The sequence below is a fragment of the Glutamicibacter endophyticus genome (genome assembly GCF_048457885.1).
Taxonomy (GTDB): domain Bacteria; phylum Actinomycetota; class Actinomycetes; order Actinomycetales; family Micrococcaceae; genus Glutamicibacter; species Glutamicibacter endophyticus.
Window position 1 is genome coordinate 374,091 of record NZ_CP174200.1, and the last position, 18,310, is coordinate 392,400.

16 protein-coding genes, 1 tRNA gene and 1 other RNA gene are annotated in these 18,310 nt (G+C 62.6%); 5 read left to right on the forward strand and 13 right to left on the reverse strand.

The features are described from left to right. Window positions 1–125 precede the first annotated feature (125 nt). Together ACJD00_RS01890 and ACJD00_RS01895 are read right to left on the reverse strand one after the other, a co-directional pair. Window positions 126–1,445, reverse strand: coding sequence for an MFS transporter (locus tag ACJD00_RS01890; protein WP_418908250.1), 1,320 nt, complete (start codon window positions 1,443–1,445; stop codon window positions 126–128). Window positions 1,446–1,459: 14 nt separating this feature from the next. Further along, entirely contained in the window at window positions 1,460–2,530 is a 1,071-nt protein-coding gene (locus ACJD00_RS01895; RefSeq protein WP_418908251.1) for a C45 family autoproteolytic acyltransferase/hydolase, read from the reverse strand. A 151-nt stretch (window positions 2,531–2,681) separates the two neighbouring features. On the opposite strand from ACJD00_RS01895, the gene ACJD00_RS01900 reads away from it, so the two are divergent. After that, window positions 2,682–3,698 (forward strand): LacI family DNA-binding transcriptional regulator, encoded by a 1,017-nt coding sequence (locus ACJD00_RS01900; RefSeq protein ID WP_418908252.1) that lies wholly within the window; start codon window positions 2,682–2,684, stop codon window positions 3,696–3,698. Between the two features lie 8 nt (window positions 3,699–3,706). Here ACJD00_RS01900 and recR read toward each other — a convergent pair whose 3' ends face one another. From recR to ACJD00_RS01925, 5 genes are all read right to left on the reverse strand, one after another. Beyond that, a complete protein-coding gene (recR, locus tag ACJD00_RS01905; protein ID WP_418909286.1) occupies window positions 3,707–4,369 on the reverse strand; it encodes a recombination mediator RecR in 663 nt (220 codons plus the stop codon). A gap of 96 nt (window positions 4,370–4,465) precedes the next feature. Continuing rightward, window positions 4,466–8,158, reverse strand: coding sequence for a DNA polymerase III subunit gamma and tau (locus tag ACJD00_RS01910; protein ID WP_418908253.1), 3,693 nt, complete (start codon window positions 8,156–8,158; stop codon window positions 4,466–4,468). 9 nt (window positions 8,159–8,167) lie between these two features. Further along, entirely contained in the window at window positions 8,168–9,088 is a 921-nt protein-coding gene (gene gluQRS, locus ACJD00_RS01915) for a tRNA glutamyl-Q(34) synthetase GluQRS (protein WP_418908254.1), read from the reverse strand. 27 nt (window positions 9,089–9,115) lie between these two features. After that, an RNA gene (ffs, locus tag ACJD00_RS01920) (signal recognition particle sRNA small type) lies at window positions 9,116–9,212 on the reverse strand. 81 nt (window positions 9,213–9,293) lie between these two features. After that, window positions 9,294–10,817 carry a DUF222 domain-containing protein gene (locus ACJD00_RS01925; RefSeq protein WP_418908255.1) on the reverse strand — a complete coding sequence of 508 codons (1,524 nt, stop codon included), beginning with the start codon at window positions 10,815–10,817 and terminating at the stop codon, window positions 9,294–9,296. Window positions 10,818–11,002: 185 nt separating this feature from the next. Between ACJD00_RS01925 and ACJD00_RS01930 the strand changes: the two genes are divergently transcribed. Then, a tRNA-Ser gene (locus tag ACJD00_RS01930) sits at window positions 11,003–11,087 on the forward strand. A gap of 161 nt (window positions 11,088–11,248) precedes the next feature. On the opposite strand, the gene ACJD00_RS01935 is transcribed toward ACJD00_RS01930, so the two are convergent. Further along, window positions 11,249–12,448 (reverse strand): IS1249 family transposase, encoded by a 1,200-nt coding sequence (locus ACJD00_RS01935; protein WP_418908256.1) that lies wholly within the window; start codon window positions 12,446–12,448, stop codon window positions 11,249–11,251. 128 nt (window positions 12,449–12,576) lie between these two features. On the opposite strand from ACJD00_RS01935, the gene ACJD00_RS01940 reads away from it, so the two are divergent. Next, a complete protein-coding gene (locus ACJD00_RS01940; protein WP_418908257.1) occupies window positions 12,577–12,963 on the forward strand; it encodes a VOC family protein in 387 nt (128 codons plus the stop codon). Here the strand turns inward: ACJD00_RS01940 and ACJD00_RS01945 are convergent. From ACJD00_RS01945 to ACJD00_RS01955, 3 genes are all read right to left on the reverse strand, one after another. After that, the gene (locus ACJD00_RS01945; RefSeq protein WP_418908258.1) at window positions 12,960–13,187 is read right to left on the reverse strand and encodes a helix-turn-helix domain-containing protein; all 228 of its coding nucleotides are present in this window, start codon (window positions 13,185–13,187) and stop codon (window positions 12,960–12,962) included. The two genes, ACJD00_RS01940 and ACJD00_RS01945, sit on opposite strands and share 4 nt — an antisense overlap. After that, entirely contained in the window at window positions 13,188–13,685 is a 498-nt protein-coding gene (locus ACJD00_RS01950) for a DUF2975 domain-containing protein (RefSeq protein ID WP_418908259.1), read from the reverse strand. A gap of 155 nt (window positions 13,686–13,840) precedes the next feature. Continuing rightward, complete coding sequence (locus ACJD00_RS01955; RefSeq protein WP_418908260.1) at window positions 13,841–14,881, reverse strand: isopenicillin N synthase family dioxygenase; 1,041 nt, start codon at window positions 14,879–14,881, stop codon at window positions 13,841–13,843. Between the two features lie 197 nt (window positions 14,882–15,078). On the opposite strand from ACJD00_RS01955, the gene ACJD00_RS01960 reads away from it, so the two are divergent. Next, window positions 15,079–15,390 carry a type II toxin-antitoxin system VapB family antitoxin gene (locus ACJD00_RS01960; protein ID WP_418908261.1) on the forward strand — a complete coding sequence of 104 codons (312 nt, stop codon included), beginning with the start codon at window positions 15,079–15,081 and terminating at the stop codon, window positions 15,388–15,390. A gap of 54 nt (window positions 15,391–15,444) precedes the next feature. After that, window positions 15,445–16,065: a LytR C-terminal domain-containing protein gene (locus tag ACJD00_RS01965; protein WP_418908262.1), complete on the forward strand. Its 621-nt coding sequence runs from the start codon at window positions 15,445–15,447 to the stop codon at window positions 16,063–16,065. Here the strand turns inward: ACJD00_RS01965 and ACJD00_RS01970 are convergent, their stop codons facing one another. Both ACJD00_RS01970 and ACJD00_RS01975 read right to left on the reverse strand, forming a co-directional pair. Then, complete coding sequence (locus ACJD00_RS01970; RefSeq protein WP_418908263.1) at window positions 16,066–16,731, reverse strand: DsbA family oxidoreductase; 666 nt, start codon at window positions 16,729–16,731, stop codon at window positions 16,066–16,068. It abuts the gene before it with no gap. Window positions 16,732–16,819: 88 nt separating this feature from the next. Then, window positions 16,820–18,226 carry an amino acid permease gene (locus tag ACJD00_RS01975; RefSeq protein WP_418908264.1) on the reverse strand — a complete coding sequence of 469 codons (1,407 nt, stop codon included), beginning with the start codon at window positions 18,224–18,226 and terminating at the stop codon, window positions 16,820–16,822. Window positions 18,227–18,310: the final 84 nt, after the last annotated feature.

The window sequence follows — 18,310 nt, forward strand, 5'->3', positions numbered from 1 at the left end:
CGTCGGCAGCAGTCGTGAATGACACCCTTCGGGCATGCCCGGCACCCGCGTGGGTAGCCACTTGTTAAAGCACACTGGCGGGCCGGGATCGAACCCCGGCCCGCCAGCGCAACGGTTGTCGGAGGTTAGTTGGCGAAAGCTTCTTGGGGTGTTGCGGTGATACCCAGATTGCGGGTGGCAACCTTATGGGTCTCGCGCAATCCGGCGGCGCAGCCGATGAGCACCAACGAGGCAAACGCGGTGTACAGCGCTACACCGATGGGGTTGCCTCCAAAGGCCGTGAAGAGTGCTGCCGCCACGGTGGCCGCGGTACCGCCGCCGAGGGCTGCGCCGGTTTGATAGGTCGCACTGATCGCTGACATGCGGGTCTCGCGGGGAAACTGCTCCGAAAGGAAAGCCGGGATGCAGCCCTGCGGGGCAGCCATGAAGATGTTGATCAGCGCATAGGCCAGCACCACCATCCAGACAACATGCCCATCAACCATGGGGAAGAAGAGGAAGAAGAACCCGGCATACAGGGCGGTGCCCCAACCCACGACTCGTTTACGCCCGTATTTATCCGACAGCGAGGCCATGAGCGGGGCGGAGATGACAAACACGGCGGCACCAAGAACCTGCAGGACCATGGAAACCGTGGGGGAGTAGTCGCGCTGTTCGGCATAGGTGACGGTGAAAATGGAGCCGATGTACGCCAGGGTGTTGTAGCCAAAGGCCACGCCAATGGCGAGCAGAATCTGTTTCGGGTGCTTGCGTAGGGCCTGAATAAGTGGGGCGCCGGTGGCCTTGTGCTCGGAGGGTTCCTCCTGCGGCATACGGGTTCGTGCGATGACCCCGACGAGTACCAGTGCGCCACCGATCCAGAATGCAATCCGCCAACCGAAGGCGAGTAGTTGCTCCTCGGGCATCAGCGTCAGCAGAGCGAACACTCCAGAACCTACGAGGCTACCGAGCCCGATGCCCATGGAGGTGAAGCTACCGAAGAGGCCGCGCTTATGCTCCGGTGCGTTCTCTACGCCGGTCAGCGATGCTCCGCCCCATTCGCCACCGGCCGAGAAACCCTGAAGCAGTCGGAGCAGGACGAGCAAGATTGGGGCAACGACTCCCAGGGTGGCATAGCCAGGCAGGCAGCCAATGAGGAAGGTGCTGGTGCCCATGATGATCAGCGTGGTGATCAGTACGGTTCGGCGTGAATACTTGTCGCCGAAATGGCCAAAGACAATGCCACCGAGGGGGCGGGCCAGGAACCCCGAGCCAAAGGCGGCGAAGGCAATAATCGTCCCGACCAGTGGGTCGAAATCTGGGAAGAATAACTTGGGAAAGATTAGTGCGGCGGCAAGGCCGTAAATGGTGAAGTCATAGAACTCCATCGCCGTGCCGAAGCCGGCGACCATGAAGATCTTGCCGGTAGAAATTTTGGGTCGAGTGGATGTATCGGTGCGGTTCATCTCGGTCCTGGGATCTAGAAGGTGAGCAGGCCGTCTCGGCTGGCGAGGTCGGGATTTGTGTTCGAGTACTGCAGTGTGAAGTTATCGGTGTCTAGGCCGATGCTCAGCAGGGTTTCCCACTGTTCGGTGGCGGGTTTCCCCGGCTCCGGAGCCATGCAGAGTAGCGGTTGTTCATCGGGTCCGCTGGCCAGCAAGTCGAGCAGCTCCGCGGTGGAAGCGGCCGCCGCGCCAGACGTGCGCTGGCTCAGGTAGTCATAGCGTTCCGCAGTGGTGGAATCGGCTGGCATGACATCTTGGCTGAAGAGTCCGGCATCGAGGAAGTGGTTGGTATGCAGCGCCCAGCCGTTATCGGTGCGGTTGACTATGCGCTGGCCAAGCGGGCTGAATTCGAGGCTCGCAACTTCCGGGCGTTCGCCCCCGGTGACCACGGTGAGTACCGTGGAGGCGCAGACCGACGCATCGGCGGTAAGGTCGATTGCCTCATCGAGAGTGGTTGCGCGCTCGAGAACCGAGCGTGCAATGGAGTGAACGGGCACGCCGCCGCCCGGATGGTCCGTGGCGTGGGCAAGGATATTGAAGTGTAGGCCCAGTCCGTCGGAATTCACTCCGATCTTCCCGTTGATGCCGAATTCCGTGAATTGCTTGATGCGACGCGAGCCAGCGCATTCGAGTTCGTGGAGCAACCCGTCGGCCGCGAGGTGCGGATGCCAGTCCCACGTCTGTAGGGTCACCGGTGCACCGCGCCCTGACAGGAATGCGCTCGTGGAGCACTCTCCTTCGCGGCTGGGCTCGGCCGCCGCGAGCACCTCGGTGCGTGCATTCAAGGCCGACAGTTGCCAGAGCTCGATCTCCAGCGCCTCGGCCTGCGCGCGCAGTTCAAGGGCCAGTCCGGCGTCCCATTCATGTAGTGCCTCGAAGCAGTTTTCCGCGGTGCTTCGTACCTGAGTCTCTGGGATTGACTTCGCGGAGAAGTGCAACAGGTAGTCTCGGACGTTTCGCGTGATCAGGGTGCCAAAGCGAGCTGCGAGTTCCTGACCACGCGCGGCGGGGTCATGGGTGGTGGTGCGGAAGCTGTGAAGGCGCATTCAGTGCTCTTTTCTCGGGTGTGCATCTTGCATGTGATGCCCGGTGCCAGTGAACTGAATTACACGTTAAGGATATAAAACGTTTTATACAACGAGTTCGAAAGGGTAAATTTAACTAGCCGTTGATCAGGGCGAAAAGAGAGGTTCCTAGATGGCACGGGCTAGAAAGACGACGATTCATGATGTGGCGCGCGCCGCAAACGTCTCGATAACGGCCGTTTCGCACGCCCTGAACGGCAAGGGGACGCTCAGTGAACAGACCCGAGAGCGAATCATCCACACCGCAGCTCGCATTGGGTACCAAGCCGACGCGCTAGCTCGCGGGCTACGCAATGCGCCCCTCGGAGCCATCGGGGTGGTCTATCGATCGCTGGATGTCTTGGGGGAATACTTCCATCCGGGAGTCGACGCTTTCAGCCACACACTAAGCGCGATGAGCGCTCTCGCACTACAGCGAGGCTACGCCCCGATGATCCTCCCGGATTTGACCGGAACGAATATTCCGACCATTTCCTTCGCACTAGACGGCTACGTGGTGATATCCCCACATCGTGCCGACCCGGTGATCGACCTACTTCGAAACCGTGGCATTCCTTATGTCACCGTCGGGGCCGACCCCGACCGACCGGAATTTGCCGCCTGGGCTTCCGAGGACGATGCAGAAAGCTGTACCCACGTGCTCGAACATCTTCGCCGACAGGGTGCACGCCACCCGGTCCTGCTCCGCGGAGCCGATGAAAACGCGTGGAATATCGATAGCGAGCTTGCCTATCTGAGCTGGTGCCAGGATTACGACCTATCGCCGCGGGTGTATCGTCTAGCCGAAGCCAGTGGAGTAGGCGGCGCGGCAGAGCTCCTGCCCCGAATTTTAGGCGAGGGAAGCGTCGATGCCATCTACGCCATGACCGCCCGCCATGCCTGCGGGGTGCTGCATGCGGCCACCGATCTCGGGCTTCGGGTGCCCCACGACCTTCTGGTGGCGACCGGGTCGGATGCCGAATCGGCACGCTTCAGCCGCCCGGCTATCAGCGCCGTACAACTAAAACCCGAAGTGGTCTGCGCCGATGCGTTGGACTTGTTGCTCGAACAGATCTCGGGGCAGGTAAGCAGCGGGCCGCGTCGTTGCCGCGCAAAATTTCGCGCGAGGGGCTCAACGCTGCGCAAATAGCGGGCAGACTATCCGTCGGAGGATGCGGTAGACACCTCAACATCGGTGTCCTTTGAGGCGGCGGGAGCTGCGCCGCTACCAGCTAACCGGCGCCCCTCAAAGGCGCGTGCCAATGTGACCTCGTCGGCATACTCCAGATCTCCGCCGACCGGAAGGCCCGAGGCCAGCCGGGAAATTTCGATACCCAGTGGACGCAGGGTACGCACCAAATAGGTGGCGGTTGCCTCGCCCTCGAGGTTGGGGTCGGTGGCCAGGATCAATTCGGTGATCGACTCATCGCCCAAGCGGGAGAGGAGTTCGCGGATGCGCAATTGTTCCGGGCCGATGCCCTGCATCGGATTAATCGAGCCGCCGAGGACGTGGTAGAGACCGTTAAAGGCCCGTGTTCGCTCAATGGCCAACACGTCCTTTGACTCCTCGACGATGCAGATCTTGCTACCGTCGCGGCGTTCGTCGCGGCAGATGGCACAGGTCTCCTGCTCGGAGATGTTGAAGCAGACGGTGCAGAACTTCACCTTCTCTTTAACCGTCTGGATCGCCGCAGCCAGCTTCGTCATTTCCTGCGCGTCGGAATCCAGAATATGGAAGGCGATGCGTTGGGCCGACTTTGGGCCGATGCCAGGCAAGCGACCGAGCTCGTCGATCAGTTCCTGCACTGCGCCTTCGTACACCTGTGCCACATTCCTTTCGGTTACCGCGCGGTGGGGGTTCCCACCGCTGTAAAGTTTCGCGGTCTTGACTGTATTGTCTCACCACGACGGTTTGGGTTAAAGGCCGCGGTTGATCTCCACCACGTTGCCGTTAACGTCGCGTTGTTCGATGACCACACCCTCGAGCAACCGCTCGATGGCGGGAACGCCGATAAGGGCCGAGTCCTCGACGGCGATGTCGTCATCGCTGGGCACGAAGTCCTCCGGCTCGGGAGCCGGTTCGGGGACAGGGGTCGTGTGGGCCGGAGCTCCCCAGTTGCCAGCGGTCGGCGCGGGTACGTTGCCGCCGTTGCTCGGACTCTGCGCCTGGCTCATGAGCTGTTGATAGCGGCTGAGTTTCTTGCCCGCCTCCGGTGCTTGTGGGGCAGGTTCGGATGGTGGCTGGACGTCGAGACCGGACCGCGCGGGGTCGCCCCAACCGCTAGCCGCGGGCTTAGGCGGCGCCGCAGGGCGCGCGGAATCGCGTTGCGGTTCAGGCGAGGTGCTCTCCGGTGCCGGTGGTGCTGCCGGTTGCTCTACCGGGCGGGGAGCCGCGTCGTGCGAATCCTGCGGGTCTGGCTCCGGGGTCCGGGCCGGAGTGCCGGATTCCGGCGCTCTGGTTGGAGCCGGCTCCTCGGGCGCAGGAACCGCCATGGCCGCGAACGTATCGGTGGTGCTGCCTGGATGCAGTGGTGTCGCGGAGACAGGGCGCTCGATGGTGGGGCGTCCTGCCTGTTCGGCAGTGCGCGCGGCCATGCCAGCGGTCATCACCGGCTTCGGCGCCACCGGGGGTCCATCGAAACTACGCGGAGCACGGCTCGGCGCCGGGGCAGCGGCCGGTTCGGGCTTCGATACCAGACGCGGCGTGGACACCGAATCGGTGGGACGCTGTCTCTGTTCGGCAGGTGCCACCGGATCCGGGTACCCGTAAGGGTCGCCTCCCGCAGGTGGCGCGTCGTAGTACTCGTCGAACGGAGGCTCGTCCGGGTAGGGGGCCTCGCCGTAGGGACCGCTCGTTGCCGGTGCCGTTGGCCGGGAAGGCGCTGGGCGCGACGCTTCTGGCGCTCTACTAGGTGCCGGAGCTGAGTCGCTGGCACCCCGAGGCGCCGGAGCAGCCGGTGCGGTAGCTACTGAACGCGCCGGCTCGGGCCGGCGATCACCTTTTGGGTTGCCACCACCGCCTGGAGCAGAGCCGCCTTCCGTGAGCACAATATTCACTTGCCGCTGGGCCGTTTGCGACACAACGTTGGTCAACAACTGCATCATGTCGGGGCGGTTGTTGAGGTTGTTGAGTGGACCCTTGTTATTGAACGCGAGGGTCAACGTGCGTCCGTCGAATCCGGCGATCGTGGCGTAGTTAGCCACCATCGAGTGCAGAACCCGCGAGCTGGATTGCAGTTGTTGCAGAATGCTAGGCCACGCCTGCTGGAACGCCTGCACGCCAGAGCCCGATGGAGCCTGGCCTTGCTGCTGCGGCTGGCCTTGCTGCGGCTGGCCCTGTTGTTGCGGCTGCGCCGTATTAGGAGCCTGCGGGGCCGCGACCTGCCGCTGTGGTTCAACATGCTGCTGACGCTGGGCCTCCGCGCGCGCTTCAGCTTCACGTCGTGCCGCTTCTTGACGTGCGGTTTCTTCTGCTTGCCGCTGCGCCTCGGCGCGTTGTGCTGCTTCACGCTCGGCGGCTTCGCGTCGGGCGGCTTCCTCGGCCTGTCGCTGGGCTTCGGCCTGCTGTTGGCGTTCGGCCTCGGCGCGCTGTTCGGCATCTCGTCGTGCCGCTTCTTCCGCTTGTCTCTGGGCCTCGGCGCGTTGTGCTGCTTCGCGTTCGGCGGCCTCGCGTCGAGCCGCTTCCTCGGCCTGACGCTGTTGGTCAACCTGCTGTTGACGCTGCGCTTCGGCGGCGTGATCGTGCTGTGGTTGGTTCATGCCAGCGGCAGACTGAGCTTGCTGTGGTGCTTGCGAGGTTTGGTTCTGCTGCGGTGCGGACTGGGGGCGATTCGCCGCGGCACGTCGCGCAAACTCTGCCATGGCAGGGTTCTGCTTAACATCGTCGATTGAGACGCCGGTGCCGAAGGACAGATCTTCATCGGGGTCGGGAACTAGGCTGAAGGGCGAAACACCGTCTGGGCGCTCGGCCGGGACGCTGGGCCCAGGCTGCACAGGTGTTGTCACCGGCGTACCTTCGTCCTTTGGCCCCCAGGTGGCACCCCAATCCGCGTCCGCTCCTTGATTCAACGAACGATTAGCTTCCGGGTCTAGTGGTCCGTCGGCGTCGGGCTGCGCTGAATTTTCGCTGGGCTGCTGCGGCTGGGGCTCTTGGCGAGCCGGATCTGGGTTCGCGTCGGCGGATGCAGTGGGTTCCTGAGCAGGTGCCGCAGGCTGCGACGCAACAGGTTGCGGCGCCGCAGGTTGTGGAGCTGCAGGAGCCGAAGGCGCTTCGCTCTGTTGTGGCGTGGCAGCTGCCGGTTGTGCATCGGGGGCACCAGCCTTGGCGGCCGCTAGTGCTTCACGCACTGCGGCGGCTCCCTTGCGCACAACTCCAGGAGCCGGGGCGGTCGGTGAAGAAGCCGCGGCGTCCGCAGCCAGATCTTCTCCCAGCTCCGGCAACCCGCCACCAGTCATGGCATGGCGTTCTAGGCGGTCAAGGCGTGCTGCAAGCGAGCGTTCGGACTGATCGGCGGCGGGTAGGAGCAACCGCGCTGCCAACAGTTCGAGGTGCAGGCGCGGACTGGTTGCTCCGGTCATATCGCTCAGCGCCTGGTTGGTGACGTCGGCCCAGCGGCTGATTTCGGCCGAGCCAACCTGCGCGGACTGTTCACGCAGGATATCGAGCTGATCAACCGGAGTAGCACGCAGAATCTTTTCGAGTCCCTCGGGCACGGCCTTGGCAATAATCATGTCGCGCAGGCGTTCCAGAAGATCTTCGACAAATCGTTGCGGGTCTTGACCGCTTTGCACAATCCGATCAATGGCACCAAAGAGTGCGGCCCCGTCTGCCGTGCGTAGTGCCTCGGTGACATCATCGAGCAAGGTCGCATGCGTAAAGCCCAGCAACGAGGTGGCCATCTCGTAATCGACGCCGTTTGCTCCCGCGCCGGCCATGAGCTGGTCGAGCACCGAAAGCGTATCGCGTACCGAACCACCACCTGCGCGGATAACCAAGGGGAGTACCCCGTCAGAGACGGGCACGTTCTCGCGCTCGCAGAGCAACTGCAGGTAGGCCAGGAGAGCCTCGGGTGGCACCAAACGGAAAGGGTAATGGTGGGTGCGTGACCGGATGGTGCCGATGACCTTGTCCGGCTCGGTGGTCGCGAAGATGAACTTAATGTGCGCCGGTGGCTCTTCAACGATCTTCAACAATGCGTTGAAGCCGGCAGGGGTGACCATGTGGGCTTCGTCAATGATGAATATTTTGAAGCGGTCGCGCGAGGGCGCAAAGGTTGCGCGTTCGCGTAGATCGCGTGCGTCTTCGACACCGCCATGGCTTGCAGCGTCGATTTCGATGACATCGAGCGAACCGGGGCCGCCGCTGGCCAGATCACGGCAGCTGGGGCAGGTTCCGCAAGGGGTTGCGGTGGGGCCCTCGGTGCAATTCAGGCATCGCGCCAAGATGCGCGCACTGGTGGTTTTACCGCAACCACGGGGGCCGGAAAATAGGTAGGCGTGATTGACGCGGTTCTTTTCCAGCGCGGTCATCAGGGGAGCGGTCACATGCTCTTGCCCGATAACGTCGGCAAAGGTGTCGGGACGATATCTGCGGTAAAGCGCTGTACTCACACCGGTACCCTATCCGTTGTGCGATGCCCGCGGCATCAACTGGTGAACAAATTCATCTGGCTCGACTATCCACGGTTCACGTGGTAGCCGAGCTGGGTCGAAAGCGGCCAAGGCCGCCTCTAACGAGGCGCCCGGTAGGCTCAATGACTCTAGCAAGCCGAACCGCACGAACCGGGGATCTATACCTTTCTCGGAAAGGTCTTCGAGCGTTACCGCGCCGTCTCTTTTGGCCAGCCGCTGCCCTTGAGCGTTGAGGGCCATCGGGACATGAGCGTAATGCGGAATTTCATACCCCAGAAGCTGGGCCAAGTATGCCTGTCGCGGTGCCGATGAGAGCAAGTCGTCACCACGGACGACTTGATCGATCCCGTACTCTCCGTCGTCTACTACTACTGCAAGATTGTAGGCAGGGGTACCGTCATTTCGAAGAAGCACGAAATCATCGACGGGAGCCGTCACTTCGCCCGATAACTCGTCCTGAATCGTGAATTCGGCAACCTCGGAGCGAAGGCGAATAGCGGCGGGACGGGATCGTGATTTTTCGGCGCGTTGGGCGTCGGATAAGTTGCGGCAAGTCCCGGGGTAGGCGCCGGGGGCAGCGTGAGGCGCGCTGGCTGCCTGCGCGATGTCTTTGCGCGTGCAGTAGCACTCGTAAACAAGATTACGGGCGCGCAGGTTGTCTACCGCCGCGTGATAGACCGCGCGGCGGTCATTCTGCACGACGAGCGGGCCGTCGAAATCCAGGCCTACGGCTTCAAGCTCGTGAAGTTGTTGCTCCTGCGCTCCGGCACGAGCACGATCTAGGTCTTCGATGCGGAGCAGAAATTCGCGGCCCGTGGAGCGGGCGAAAAGCCACGCAAGAATTGCGGTGCGCAAATTTCCAATGTGGAGCGGCCCAGACGGGCTGGGGGCGAAACGTCCAGCGCCCACAACGACTCCATTCGGATTGCTAGAAAAGTCAAAGACCCCTCATGCACCTGCCAGAGCCCATCTACCCTTGCTACCTTCCGGTCCTGGGGGAGTTCAACAGGATGACACCACACGAGGGGTCGATTAAGAAGTTTACCCGACCACTCGCGATGAATGGAAATCGAGTGAGGTGCGGTTGCTCTCAGCGACGTTTCCGAGGAAATGACTATCCTGCCTCCCGAGCCTCGCCATCATGCCACCCCAGTGCCTGACGGGTCCGACCGTCGAGTTTTACTACCGGCAACATTGCTGGCGGCTCATCTCGTTGACCGAAAACCTGAGGTGTCGTGATGCTTCCGGGAACTTCGAACATGACCACCTCATGGGGTGAACGCCATTCGGCAGAGCCGTCGGGCAGGTAGACCACCTGCCAGCCCAATGCGTGCTTGAACATCTGGTGCTGCTTGCAGAGCAGTCGGCAGTTCTTCCGCGTAGTACCGCCACCTTTGGCCCAGTCGTCGATATGGTCGATCTCGCTTCGTTCCGGAAGGCGATTGCATCCGGGGAACTGGCAGGTTTGATCACGGTAGCGCACCAGATCGCGCAAAGCCTGCGGTGGACGGTAGCGAGTGCGTCCGACATCTATAACCGCCCCGGTCCATGGATCTGTGAGAACCTTCAGAAAGGACGGCGCCTGCTCGGTGAGCTTGAGCGCGGCACCCAATGGAATGGGCCCGTAACCCTCGAGATCCGCAAGGGTCCGCTTGGGGTCAGCCAGCATCTCCACCGCTGGAATGGTGATGGCCACCCTTGGCTTAAGTGGCGTGCCAGCACGTTCCGGCCAGCCGTCGAGGAGCGCATCACGGAGGATGTCCACTCGAAGCTGCTGGTCACTTCGTTGATCGTCGGGATCACGATGTGCTCCAGCGTGCCAATTAATGGTGTTGACGATGGCTAGGACGTCCTCGGCCGGCATATAGGCCCGAAGTACCGCCATCCCGTCATCCTCGGGCCACCAGACGACCGAGCGTGCCTCGCGTACCTGTTCATGACGTTCCTCGACCGGCTGCGGATGGAGCCGATCTCGCATCTTGCGGGCCCGGTTGGAAACCGTTTGGTCCGAAGCTGTGTGCGCAATTGGCAACAGAACTTTTTCCATCTGCTCCACATCTTCAGGGAGCAAATCTTGGGCATGCCGCACAATTTCTTGGGCGCTCTTGCCGGTTATGGCTGCTCTGGCCAGCGCGTTGAAAGTATCCGGGCAAAGCGAGCGTAGACCTTCGGCGGTCATGAGCTTTGTTTGCATGGATCGTTCGCTGACACGCAAGGCGCCGGCGGCTTCGGCGACGAACGACGAGCGTATTGTTGGTTCCTCGCTGGGATTAACGCCGTAGCATTCGGCCGATTTTTCGCGAAGCAACTCATCGGGGATCAATGGGTCCGTCCGTTGAACTTCGGCTTCGCGGATTGAGAGTTCGAAGCTATCGGAAAGGAGCATCGCCTCGGCGGCGTCGATCATGCTCCTGAGTCGTCCGATGGTTTCGAGGCGAGACAAGCCTTCGGCCGCCGTAGTTGGCGCACCCATGTCACGCAGTTTGGTTGCCGTGTCCAGCAAAGTGCCAAACACGCGATCGCTTTCAATCTCTGCAGACCAAGTACCGTCGCGCGCGGTGTATTCGCGGCTACCCGGTGGAGTGATATGCAGGCGATGCGGATCGTCATCGCTGTGAAATACCTCTCGTTTACTCATACTTCTATGATCCAGATCACTACCGACAGTTTGGTTTCGAGTCCTGAAGCGGTGGATGCAGGGGGAGTGGCCGCGGAATACCGCGGATTTTGGTGAGGGATTCGCGCGGAGAGGTAAGTGCGACCGTCCGATTCGTGATTGGGGAAAATCTTCGGTATGCTGGAACCTGCTCTACGGAGCGCTGAGGAGGATTCGCCTAGCGGCCTATGGCGCACGCCTGGAACGCGTGTTGGGTTAACGCCCTCAGGGGTTCAAATCCCCTATCCTCCGCCGAGGTCAACACCCCGGAAGATTGCGAAAGCGATCTTCCGGGGTGTTGTCGTTTAATCCACCGTCGGCGTGGCGGGTCGGACCTATAGGCCAAAAAGTGTGTCTGGCCCGGGCATGTCGCTAGGGCCAGACACACTAATATTCATTGATTAACAGTGTGTTCAGGCGCTTCTCCCGCCCCAGCCGACCCGCGCGTAGAGCCCTTCCTCAGCGTTCGCCGCCGTGCCGTAAAGCTCTGGCCCGATCCGCTCCTCGACGAGTTCTTCAGCTGCTAGTTTCCTGGCCCGCTGTGTGTAGTGTTCGGGCCGGATCAACGCCCCTAGGCTGGTACGTGAATCCTTGGCGGTATGCTCCCAGCAAAACCATTCCACCGCTCTGCGGCGGTGCTCGACGGGCATGCCCCGGTGGTAGAAGATCATGGCCCGGATCCCGGAATTGATCGCGCCTTCGATCATGTTCGTTGTGGCATTGATTCTTAGTGCTTCGAGCTCTTCTTTGAGATAGGTGAACAGGTGCCCACGTTTCAAGACAATGTTCATGCTGGAGTAGGCCTTGCGTAAGCGTTCGTACGTGTACCACCAGACCCGGGTGCTTCTGATGCCTTGGGGGCGGACATCGGTGAAGTCTTTGGCGTAGGTTTTCTCATTGAGGTAGTGCTGGAATTCGGTGTGCCAGGCCGCGAATAACGCAATCCAGGCGGTGGCTTCTTCCCGGGTCTTGATTCTGGTTAGTTGCAGGCTCAAAGCACGTAGGGCCTTGCCAGCAGGGGTTTTAGGTTTCATGGTGAGTTGGGTGCGTACGTTTCGTTGGATATGCACCAGGCAGCGTTGGATCTGCACCTCGGGCCAGAGTTCTTTCAAGGCTTTGAGCAGCCCGCTGCCTCCGTCGGTGACCACGACCCTGGGCTCTGCCAAGGGCCGTAGCAGTTCGAGCCACGCTATGGACTTCTCTCGAGCGCACCATTGCCAGCCGATGACTTTCCCATTGGCGATGGCGATTAACGCGCACCAGCCTTTGCGCAGGTAGATCCCGTCAATTTGGATTTCGTCGAAGACCTCTCCGGTTTGGGGAAGAGTGGGGTGCACGTTCCAGCACCAGGCGGTATGCCGTCGGAAGGTGCGGGCGCTGGTGGCAGCGTACTGCGCTTGGGTTTGTTTGCTGAGGATCCAGCCGACGAAGGCGGTGAGTTGGTTGCGGGCGGTGGTGTCTGCCCGCGTCATTGTGCTTGAGGTGCCGCAGTTGGTGCAGCGCCATCGTTGGGTGCCTTTGGACGTGGTGCCATTTCTCTTGAGTGGAAAATGACAGATACTACAGAGGTGGGTTTGTCTACTATCTTTCACACTTATGGATTCAATACCCATGTGATTGCTGATCCTGCCCCGGGATGAAGGGGCAGGATCAGGATTGCAGACACACTTTATGACCTATAGGCCCGGGGTCGCTGGTGTCGTGGCATGCTGGGCTTGCGAGGGATCGAAAGGATGCGCCGATGGCTAGCAAGCTCACCGAGGTAGCGATCGATTGTATGGAGCCGCAAAAGCTGGCGGATTTCTGGTGCCAAGTTTTGGGCTATGTGGTGGTGGACGCGAGCGATGACGTGATTTCGATTGGCCCGTCCGAAGGTCGGGAGCCACGCGAGCTGGAGGGGCCCGCGGCTTGCCTGTTGACCTTTGCGCGAGTTGCAGAATTCAAGGTAGTGAAGAACCGCCTACATCTTGATGTCAACCCGGTGGGTTGCACTCAGGATGAGGAGGTGCGGCGGTTGCTGGCCCTTGGCGCGCGTCGCGTGGACGTCGGGCAAGGGCAGGTTCCCTGGGTCGTCTTGGGCGACCCGGAGGGAAATGAATTCTGCGTGTTGGCGTCGCCGGGACGTTAGTCCAATGCCTCGGCATCCGCGTCGGGCACCCATCGCATGAGGTCCCCTGGTTGGCAGTCGAGAGCCTGGCAAAGTGCTTCGAGGGTTGTAAAACGCACCGCCTTGGCGCGGCCATTTTTTAGGACCGCGAGGTTGGCTGGCGTAATGCCGATGCGTTGGGCGAGTTCACCTACTCCCATTTTGCGCCGGGCGAGCATCACGTCGATATCGATGATGATCGCCACCTAGATCACCTCACCGAGTTCGTCGCGCAGGTGAGTGGCCTCGAGTTCGGTGTCTGTGGCCTGCTTGAGTAGTAATCGCAGGATGACCACGATCAATGCCACGCCTCCCATGGCTAGCGCTAACCCGCCAACGAGGAGCACGATTCCCGGCGGGACGGCTTCGCCCGGGGCCAGGGTGACGCCGAGGGCCAGGGTCAGCAGTGCAGCGAAGCCGACGCATCCGATGATGGTGTTGACGAACTTGAAGGCGGCGGGGGAGAAGACGGTGCGCTTATGCACCATGCTCGCCAGTCGCCAGACGCAGAGGGCGCAGATCTGTAGTGCCAAGAGGAGCAGGCCAAGGTAGAGCAGCACCGAGATGCGCTGGTATTCGTTCGGTGGTGCGGGCGTGGGGCCGTCGGCGATGGCTAGCGGGATCATGAAGCACTGCACGAATAGCCCGCCGAGTATGGCGGCGGCCAGCACGATTTTTAGCAGGTGTATGGTGGCGCGTCCCATGACAGAGTCCCATCGTTAAGCGATTGCTATCTATCGAAAAACGATACTCTGGTCGATCTGGAAGGGCAAGTGGTGAGGTGCGACGCCGAACATGTCGCGACCCGCGTCCCCGATGAACGGCGCGGACGCGGGTCGCGATGCGGACATGCCCGTAGCTAGGCGCTCCTGCGAGTCTTCACCAGCTGTGGGTAATGCCGCGCGGCGGTTTCCGGGTGCGCGCGGAGCCAGCCCTTGAGCACGTTGGCGCCGTAGGAGGCGAGCATCGGATTGTGCGGATCATCCGAGACACCGCGGGCCGCGGCGGCCAGCTCGGCGGGTAGCTGCACCTTCTCGATCACCGCGTCGAGCCGCGGGGAGTAGAAGAAGGGCACCGAGTAGCGGTCAACATCCTTCGGCGGGGCAATCACGCGGTGGATGGTTGCCATGAGGTAGCCGTCGGTCGCCACCTCGAGCATTTCGCCCAGGTTCACCACCAGGGCCCCCGGCGTGGGTGGCACGTCGATCCAGTTGTCCTGCCCGTGCGGCTGCACCTGCAGACCGCCGACCTCGTCTTGCAGCAACAGGGTGATGAAACCGTAGTCGGCATGCAATCCCACGCCCTGGTTTCCGGCGCCAGGTACCGCCCCGCCGCCAACATAGTGCACGAGCTTGCCCATCCACGCCGGGCTGTCGGCGAAAGGCTCGTCGAAGTAGTCTTCGGGGAGGCCCAGCCCGACGGACAGCGCGGAGAGTAGTTCGTGCCCGGTGTGGTGCATGAGCTCGGCCCACGCCATGGCGCGCTGCTCGAGCTGCGGGAAATCCGCGGGCCACTGGTTCGGGCCCTGCAGGTTCAGGTAGGGGGCATCGGCCGGCACGGTATCGAGGGCCGGGCGCTGCGGTCCGTAGTCGATCTGTTCGCGGGAATCGGCGCGCCCGCGGGTGATCTCGGCGCCGAGGCGGGTGTAACCGCGGAACTGGGCGCTGCTGCGGTTATCGAGCTTCAGCTTCTCTTCGGTGGGCTTGGCGAAGAACTGCGCAACGGTGTCCAGCAGTTCGCGATCCTGGCCGGGGTAGGCGGCATATCCCACGACCTGGAAGAAGCCCACGCGGTGCGCGGCTTCGCGCAGGGCGTCGACGAATTCGACGTTGAAGGAGCCATCCGCGGTGCGTGCGGTGGAGATGTCGAGCACGGGGATCTGCGTGATTGCGTTGTTCATAGCTCAAGGGTGCACCTGTGCGCACCTTTGTGACTAGCCTTCGTTACGTAGGATTTGCCCGAGTTAACCCACGCGTCAAAAACTTTGCATCGTGCCGATATTCGGCGCATAATATGCGCCCGCTATGTGCCGGGTCGCTAGGTGGGCCCGTGGATGACGAGATATGTCAGAGCGCGGGGCAAACGTATGCTGGAAAGGTGATTTTTCGTTCCGTGGGCGACGAGCGCCCCTACCCCGAGCATGAGCTTCGCACACCGGCCGATTGGGCGAGCCTGCCGCCACAACAGGTGCGGCTGGCCGATTTGATCACCACGAAACGCACCCTAGACCTCGAGGCCCTGCTCGCCGAAGATTCGACCTTCTATGGCGATCTGTTCCCGCACGTGGTGCGCTACGACGGGGCGCTCTATCTGGAGGACGGATTGCACCGGGCGGTGCGTTCGGCGCTGCACCACCGCACCGTCATGCATGCACGAGTTCTGGACCTAGACTCGTCAGGGCCGACCTGAGCTGTATAGGCTGGGCGCACAGCGTGGCACGCCGGGTGAAAGGGGCAAGGATTCGTGGGACAACGGCGCAAGGATGACCCCAATGAATGGCATGGCCAGCATATTGTCTCCGAGGCAGAGCTGAGCTTCAGCTCCGATGCGGCGGCCAAGCGCCGTCGACGGCTGCGGCAGAACTGGGTCTTTGGGGTGCTGGCGGTGCTGGTGCTCGCGGTCTTTGCCCTAGCCTATGCGGTGTTCACCGGGGTGGTGACACTGCCCGGGCAGGCGGCCCCCGCCCCGCGCAGCGAACAACCACAGATTGAGAACCCGAGCTGCCCGGACCTTGAATTCACGCCGCCGCCGGCTGCGGAGGTGTCGGTGCGCGTGATCAATGCGACCACGCGCGGCGGATTGGCCTCGCGCACCTCGCAGGATCTGGTGGAGCGCGGCTTCGACATTCACGCCACCACCTCTGGGTCCAGCGACTACGCGGAGCAGACCGGCGCGGTGATCGCCGGCCCGAAGGGATATGCCGCGGCGCTTGCCATTCAGCGTCAGGTGCCCGACGCGGTGTTCGTGTTCGACGAAAACCGCACGGACGCGATCGTCGACCTGGAACTGGGGGCGGAATTCGAATCCCTGGCCCGCGAGCGCAAGGTGGCCACCGGGCCAGGCACGCTGCGCTGTGCTCAGTAGTTAAGCCGCAGGCCCGGAAAGTTCCGCGTGCACCTGGCGCAGGGCGGAGGCGAAGTTCTCGCTCGGTTGCGCCCCGGAGATTCCGTACTTGCCCTCAAGCACGAAGAAGGGCACCGAATTGATGCCCAACTGCCGGGCCTGGTCGATATCGGCGTTGACCTCATCGCTGTAGGCGGTGGACCCCAACAGCTCGGTGACCGTGGCGGCGTCCAAACCGTTCTCGGCGGCCAGCGAGGCGAGCGTGGGCACATCGGCGGTATCCAGTCCGCGTTCGAAGTGTGCGGACAGCAACGCCTCCTTGAGCTGATCCCCCTTGCCCAGAGTTTTGGCGTAGGCCAGGAGCCGCAAGGCGGTGAAGGAGTTGCCCGGGCGTAGCGCGGCGAAATCGTAGTTCAGCCCCTCACCGGCGGCCTGCTCGGTGACATGTTCCATCATGCGGGTGACGTCGGCCGGGTCCATGCCCTTGGCCTGGCACAGGTACTCATGTTCGCTGCCCGGGTAGTGCTCCGGCAGGCTCGGGTCCAGTTGATAGGCGTGCCAGTGCACCTGAATCTGGTCGGCGAACTCCAACGAGGCCACCGCCCTTTCAAAACGGCGTTTGCCGATGTAACACCAGGGGCAGGCGATGTCGGAAAAGATGTCTACGCGCAGGGTCGTTTCGCTCATGCCCGGTGTAACCACGCCGCCACCGCGCACATTCCCGGCGCACCGCTACGCCGCTGCGTGAGCTTGGCAACCAGCGCCGGTCGCGGCGCTAGGCCCGCGGCACCGAGCTGGCTCGCCGACGACCTAGCCACAGGTAGCCCAGGCCGAGCAACGCCAACCAGCAACCACCGGTGTACAGCGCCACCCGGGTGTCCGCGCTGAGCGCCAGCAAGGCCACCACCAGGCCCATGAAGCCCAGCGCCACCCACGCGGAGAGCGCGCCGCCGGGCAGTTCGTAGGCGCCGCGCTCGCCGGTGGCGGGGTGTCGGCGGCGCATGGCCAGATAGGAGGCGAGGATCATGATCCACACCCAAACGGTGGCGAAGGTGGCCACGGAGGCGATCAGCAGGAACAACGATTGGGGCAGTACCGCGTTCAGGATCACTCCGAGCACAAGGACGAGGGCCATCACCAGCACGCTCAGGTAGGGCACTCCATTGGCGGAGACCCGGGCGAAGGAGCGCGGGGCGTGGCTCTGGCCGGCCATGGCGTAGAGCATCCGGCCAGCGCCGAAGGTATCGGCGTTGATCGCCGAGACCGCCGCGGTAATCACTACGGCGTTGAGCACATGCGCCGCCGCCGGGAGCCCCAGCGCCTCAAAGATCTGCACGAACGGACTCGAGGAACCGTCGATGGCCCGCCAGTCGAAGAGCATCATGACCACCGCGAGCGAGGCCACGTAGAACAGCAGAATGCGCCAGGGCACGGTGTTGATGGCCGCCGGCACCGCGCGTGCCGGGTCCTTGGCCTCACCGGCGGTGATGCCGATGGTTTCGATGCCACCGAAGGCGAACATCACCACGGCGAAGGACAGCAGCAACCCGGTGAAACCATGGGGGAAGAGCGTGCCGGCGGCCAGTAGCGTGTCGAGGCCGGTGGCATGGTCGCTGCCGGGCGCCTGAAAACCGAAGACGATCAGCGCCGCGCCGCCACCGATCATCGCCAGAATCGCCGCAACCTTCACCACGGCCAGCCAGAATTCGGTTTCGCCAAATACCCGCACCTTCATGAGGTTCACCGCCGCGATGAACAGCACCACGGCGGCCACCCAGATCCAGCGGGGCACCTCGGGGAACCAGAAGCCCATGTAAATGCCGAAGGCGGTGACGTCGGCGATGGCCACAATGGCCATTTCGAAGGTGAAGGTCCAGCCGGTCAAGAAGCCGGCGAAGGGCCCCAAATATTCGCTCGCGTACTGCGCAAAGGAGCCGGAGACCGGGTGTCGCACCGCCATTTCGCCCATGGCCCGCATGACGACGAAAACCGCGGCGCCGCCAATCATGTAGGCCAGCAGCACGGCCGGGCCGGCGGCCTGAATAGCCGCGGAGGAACCATAGAAAAGCCCGGTGCCGATGGCCGATCCCAGGGCCATGAAGCGGATATGTCGTGCCGAAAGTCCGCGGGAGAGAGTGTTTGTCTCGGTGCTCCCTGCGGGGGCCTGCTGTAACTGCTTCATACTCGCTTCACGGTGTGCTGGCGGGGGAGCCGCCGGGCGCGGCCCAGCGTACAGTTTAACGGCGCCGCGGCAGACCTGGCGCCC